General features: G+C 53.3%; 4 protein-coding genes. 2 read left to right on the plus strand and 2 right to left on the minus strand.

Annotated elements, in window-relative coordinates; translation table 11 throughout:
* Together ACLL9E_RS00040 and purU are read right to left on the minus strand one after the other, a co-directional pair.
* Nucleotides 1-1100 (minus strand): S-(hydroxymethyl)glutathione dehydrogenase/class III alcohol dehydrogenase (locus tag ACLL9E_RS00040; RefSeq protein ID WP_411289699.1); only part of this gene is annotated, 1100 nt, incomplete at its 3' end.
* Nucleotides 1101-1138: 38 nt separating this feature from the next.
* The gene (gene purU / locus ACLL9E_RS00045) at nucleotides 1139-1996 is read right to left on the minus strand and encodes a formyltetrahydrofolate deformylase (RefSeq protein ID WP_411289701.1); all 858 of its coding nucleotides are present in this window, start codon (nucleotides 1994-1996) and stop codon (nucleotides 1139-1141) included.
* A 240-nt stretch (nucleotides 1997-2236) separates the two neighbouring features.
* Between purU and ACLL9E_RS00050 the strand changes: the two genes are divergently transcribed.
* Both ACLL9E_RS00050 and ACLL9E_RS00055 read left to right on the plus strand, forming a co-directional pair.
* Nucleotides 2237-4936: a TonB-dependent receptor gene (locus ACLL9E_RS00050; protein ID WP_411289700.1), complete on the plus strand. Its 2700-nt coding sequence runs from the start codon at nucleotides 2237-2239 to the stop codon at nucleotides 4934-4936.
* Nucleotides 4937-5063: 127 nt separating this feature from the next.
* Nucleotides 5064-5957 (plus strand): tetratricopeptide repeat protein (locus ACLL9E_RS00055; protein WP_411289702.1); only part of this gene is annotated, 894 nt, incomplete at its 3' end.

Consider the following 5957-nt stretch of genomic DNA (forward strand, 5'->3'; position numbering starts at 1 on the left):
ACGCTGCGGATACTTGTTCCCGCATGCATTAAATCAAATGCCTTGTTGATCTCTTCCAGACCCATGACATGCGTGATCATCGGGTCAATCTCGATTTTGCCGGTCATGTACATGTCAACGATCTTTGGCACGTCAGTGCGGCCCTTGGCACCACCAAAGGCCGTGCCGCGCCAGTTGCGACCCGTCACCAGTTGGAACGGCCGCGTTGCGATTTCCTTGCCGGCCTCGGCCACACCAATGATGATGCTTGTGCCCCATCCGCGATGGCACGCCTCAAGCGCAGTGCGCATAACCTCGGTGTTGCCCGTTGCATCGAAGGTATAATCCGCGCCGCCATCGGTCATCTGCACGATTTTGGCCACGACATCTTCGCGGCTCATGCCCTTCGAGTTCAGGAACGCTGTCATGCCGAACCTGCGGCCCCACTCCTCACGATCAGGATTAATATCGACCCCGATGATCATGCCGGCCCCTGCGAGCCGCGCGCCTTGAATGACGTTCAAGCCAATCCCGCCAAGGCCGAAGACAACAACGGTGTCGCCAACCTGCACCTTTGCCGTGTTGACCACTGCGCCTACACCTGTCGTGACACCGCAACCAATATAGCAGCTTGATTGAAAAGGCGCATCTTCGCGGATTTTGGCAACCGCGATCTCTGGCAGCACGGTGAAGTTCGAGAAGGTGGAACATCCCATATAATGGAAAATGGTCTGACCCTTATACGAAAAGCGCGAGGTTCCGTCAGGCATCAACCCCTTGCCCTGCGTCGCACGGATCGCGGTGCACAAGTTGGTCTTGCCCGAAAGGCAGCTTTTGCACTGCCGGCATTCGGGCGTGTACAAAGGAATGACATGATCGCCAGGCTTCACCGAAGTCACACCTGTTCCTACCTCGCGAACAATGCCTGCGCCTTCATGCCCCAGAACGCTAGGAAAGATCCCCTCGCTGTCAAAACCGTCCAGCGTATACGCATCGGTATGGCAAATCCCAGTCGCCATGATCTCGACCAGAACCTCGCCAGCCTTGGGGCCTTCCAGATCCAGCTCGACAATTTCCAACGGCTTTTTGGCTTCAAATGCAACGGCAGCGCGGGTCTTCATGGCAGGTATCCTTGACTTCTATCTGATTTGCGCGAATTCTATTTAAACACAATCGTGCGGTTGCCATTTAGCATCACGCGATGTTCCAGATGGAGCTTTACCGCGCGCGCAAGCACCCGGCTTTCGGTGTCTTGGCCTTGGGCGATTAAATCATCGACGGTGTCAGCATGGTCGACAATTGAAACGTCCTGCGTGATGATCGGCCCTTCGTCGAGGTCGGCGGTTACATAATGCGCGGTGGCACCAACCATTTTGACGCCCCGGTCATACGCCCGGTGATAAGGTTTCGAACCTTTGAAGCCGGGCAAAAAGCTGTGATGAATGTTAATCACGCGGCCATTGAGTTTGCGGCAAAGCTGGTCGGACAGCACTTGCATATACCGAGCGAGAATTATGAGATCGACCTGCTGGTCTTCAACCATCGCAAGCAATGCGGCCTCTTGGTCCAACTTTGTTTCTGGCGTGATAGGCAAATGGTGAAAAGCTATTCCTTCATGCTCTGCGCGGCGCTTCCAGTTCAGATGGTTGGATACGATGCTTGTGACTTCCATCGGCAGCCGTTTCGTCGACGTTCGGTAGAGAAGGTCATTCAAGCAATGGCCGCCTTGGCTAACCATGATCATGGCGCGGAGTTTATTGCGTAAGTCGTGAAGGCGCCAGTCTAACCGAAACGCAGTCGCAACAGGCATAAACGCCGCGCTAAAGCTTTCATGCGTCGTCTCGGACGGGCAGGAAATGGCAACCCGCATAAAGAAACGGCCAGTGCTTGCGTCGCCATATTGCGAACTTTCCACGATATTGCAATTTTGACTCGCGATGGAGTTGGCGACCGCGGCAACGATGCCTTTTCGGTCCTCACAGGCAATTAATAAAACAAAATCGGCCCCCATCTGCATCTTCAATCCCTATTTCCGTCATGCCGTCGGCCCGACTAGACTCCATATTCGACACTAACCAATGGGTTCTGCTTTATATTAGGTGTTCTAATCGCGACATGTAGATGATGTAATCGATTGAAGAATTTATTTTACCAATGACCAAAATTTGGTCAGTTGCTTGCGGGGGGCTGCAGTTTCAGTCTGCTTGATGGAGAAGTGGAGCCCCCAGTCATGGGGGATGGTTGAGGGGGACGAGAATTGAAAGCTTATCTTAAAATTTCGACTGCGGCGCTCGTGCTTGCGTCGCTTGGTGCCGGTGTTGATCCTGCATTCGCGCAACAGGCGGCTGAAGAAAATGATCGTGGCATAACCGATATTGTCGTGACGGCGACAAGGCGTGAAGAGTCAGCCAATCGGGTTCCGCTTGCAATTACCGCTTTGGGTGGTGACACGTTGAGCGACCTGAACATTACCAAATTCGACAAACTGATCGAATATCTGCCTAATGTGCGCTCTGCTTCGCGTGGTCCCGGCGCATCTTCAATTTTCATCCGCGGCCTGTCGACCGATTCGCCGGGCCTGCAAATTGCCGGTACTGCCGGCGCGCAACCTACGGTGGCTTTATACATTAACGATGCACCGGCATCGCTTGTTGGGCGTAATCTCGACCTGTACGCCGTTGATCTTCAGCGCGTCGAAGTGTTGGCAGGTCCGCAGGGCACTCTTTTCGGGGCAAGTGCGATGGGCGGAGCCGTTCGCTACATCACCAATAAGCCGAATACGAGCGAATTTGAGACTGGTTTCAACTCTAGCTACGCCTTTACCAAGGGTGGCGAGGAGAGCGTCGCTGGGGACGCATTCATCAACATCCCCATCGTCAAGGATAAGCTCGCAATCCGAGCTGTGTTCTACACCGACCGGCAGGGCGGCTATATCGACAATGTAGCTGGAACATTCCAGATGCCGTTCAACGGCAATGTGGGCGTTGCTGGCAAATTGCCAACGGGCAACCCATTATTGGTCATGCGGGCAATTCAGTCGTGCCAAGCCACTGCAACCACAGCAGTTCCAAATTGCACGGGGAGCCTCTATCGCGCGCCGACCCGTCAGACTATTAACAATGATGCATTTATCGAAGACAATTACAACGACGCAACGTATCGCGGTGGCCGCATTGCGCTGACCTGGAACGTGACTGACGATTGGACTGTCGACCTCATGCACGTGCGTCAAGAACTTGATACCGATGGCGTGTTCGATTTCGAGCCTGACGTTGGTGACCTCAAGGTTACCAAGTTCAACGATAACTCACTAAAGGATCGCGTAAGCCTGTCGACTTGGGGCGTGACCGGGCGCTTGGGCGCGCTCGATCTGATCTACACGGGTTCGTTTATGAAGCACCGTGCAACCCAAGTTGCTGATTATGCAGGTTATTCAAACATCGGGCTTTATCTGCCTTATTATGAGTGCGACCGCGGTGTTTATTATACTGCAGCCTATAACGGTAACATTGGCAACACGTGCTATGCTCCAAGCAAAAGCTATCAGGTTCGCAACCGCACCGAGCGCATGACACATGAATTCCGCGTCACAACGCCTGCCGACCAGCGTCTTCGCGGTACCTTTGGCTTGTTCTATGACGATAACAAATTGTTCGACAATACAGACTGGTCATATCTGCAAGAGGCCGCTGGCTTTATCTACCGTCGTGCGCCAAACGCCGCGGTAGATGCAAATGATACAAGCGTTCGTCCTGTGAAAGTTGGCTTTTTCAATGATATACAACGCAAGGATCGGCAGTTTGCCGCTTATGGCGAAGCTTCGTTCGATATTGTTCCTGACAAGCTGATACTCACCGGCGGCCTTCGTTATTATAACGAGAAGGCTTCGATCAACGGTTCGTCAAACGGCAGCTTTGGCGGGGCGAGAGGGGTCTATAACGCCGCTACTGGAACATATGCGCCAGCAGCAACTCCGGTGTCGCTCTACAATGTGAGCGCCAACCTAAACGTGCTCTATGCCGACGCATCGCCCGCCAAATATACGGGCGTCCTGTATAAGGCCAACCTTACATATCGACTTGACGAGACTTCGCTCATTTACGCGACCTATTCGGATGGTTTCCGTCCGGGTGGTTTTAACCGGCGTCCTTGCCGCGTGCCAAGTGCGATTTGCCCCACCAATGCAGACTTTGTCCGTCTTGGTACTTACGTTCCGGATAAGGTGCAAAACTACGAAGTTGGCGGCAAATTCTCGCTGCTTGACCGCCGTTTGCAGGTAAACTTCGCTGCGTATCAGATCGACTGGAGCAACATCCAGATTACGGTTTTCGATCAGAATATCTCGAACCAGACATTTACCACGAACCTGGTTGATGCAAGGATCAGAGGACTTGAGGGTGATGTAACGTGGCGCACTACGCCCGAACTGACGTTCAACAGTGCATTTTCGTACAATGACTCTGAACTGACGAAGTACCGGAAAAACACATCTGTGCTTCGCCCATTGGGTGGTCCGCTAGCTTTGAGCCCCAAATTCCAGTTCAATGCCCGTCTCCATTGGGAGAAGGAACTGTCCTCGGGTCTCACGCCATTTGCTCAAATTGGCCTGCATTACGTTGGTAAGAGCATCTCTGACGTTATCGACAATGTCGATATTCGCTACCAATCGTCCAACCCGACCCTTGGCTATGCGGCATCGATTCCTGTCACCTACAATGGCGTAACCGTCCGTCCAGGTGATGTGATTGTTCCAATCAAAGCAGCGCAAAATCTTGGTTCATACACCACGGCTGGGGCCTCATTCGGCGTATCAAAGGATGAGTGGAGGCTTGAAGTGTTCGGTGACAACCTGACTGACGAACGTCCCGAGCTTTACAAGAGCGGGAATGACGGTGAGCTTCGGACAACGACATCGCGTCCGCGTACCATTGGACTCCGTTTTTCTTACAGGATATAACTACTAAGGCAGGGCATCCGCAATTGCGCGGTGCCCTGCCGTACGTGCATTTCGGCCTTGCATCTAGCTTACGAAGTGCGGCAGCATTCCCGCAAGCGTTCGTCACAAAATAGGAGAGGTCGTGACAATGTTGGCGGAAGTCTTGCCGGATACAGTCGATGCCATGTTACGCGAGGCACGGCTGCATCTGCAAAATGCGCGTCTCGAAGAAGCCGAGGCAATGTGCGCTCAAATACTTACAATTTCGCTAGACAACATCGACGCACTTTACACGCTGGCAGTAACTCAACGCATGCGACGTCAAATTCCATCAGCGATGGTCACTCTGGACCGGCTGATTGCCATCGACCCCAGTTACGGTCGCGCCTGGCAAGAGCGCGGACATTGCTTTCGCGATATGGGCCGTGCAGAAGAAGCAGTCGCCGCATACCAACGTGCCGTGACCCACAATGGTGCGCTAGCGGCAAGCTGGCGCTTTCTTTCAGAATTGCACGATGCAGCCGGGCGGGACACACCCGCTAACTTTGCGCATGCACAATATGCGCATCTCTCTGCACTTCCGCCTGAGTTGTTGAGCGTCGCCAGTTTCATTCAGGAAGGGCGTATCTACAAAGCCGAGCAATTATGCCGCGGCTTCCTGCAACGCAACGGACACCATGTCGAGGCCATGCGGTTGCTCGCCGACATTGGCATGAAGTTTAACGCCTATGACGAGGCGGAGTTTCTGCTTGAGTCCTGCAAGGTTCTGGCGCCCGACAATGTCAGCGCGCATTTTGATTATGTCAAAGTGTTGCGTAAGCGTCAAAAGTTTGAACTCGCGCTCAGCGAAGCGTCAGAGCTGCGCGAAAAAGAACCGGGTAATCCAGAATTTGAAATGCTGTACGCCAACGAAAATCTGGCGATCGGCAACTTCGATGAGGCGATGCTGATATATGAGGCTCTGCTTGGATCGATGCCCAATAATCCGGGCATAAACCTGACTTATGGCCATGCGCTGAAAACCGTTGGCCGGCAAAATGAC

This window comes from Sphingorhabdus sp. (assembly GCF_046596595.1).
In the GTDB taxonomy this organism is placed as follows: Bacteria; Pseudomonadota; Alphaproteobacteria; order Sphingomonadales; family Sphingomonadaceae; genus Sphingorhabdus_B.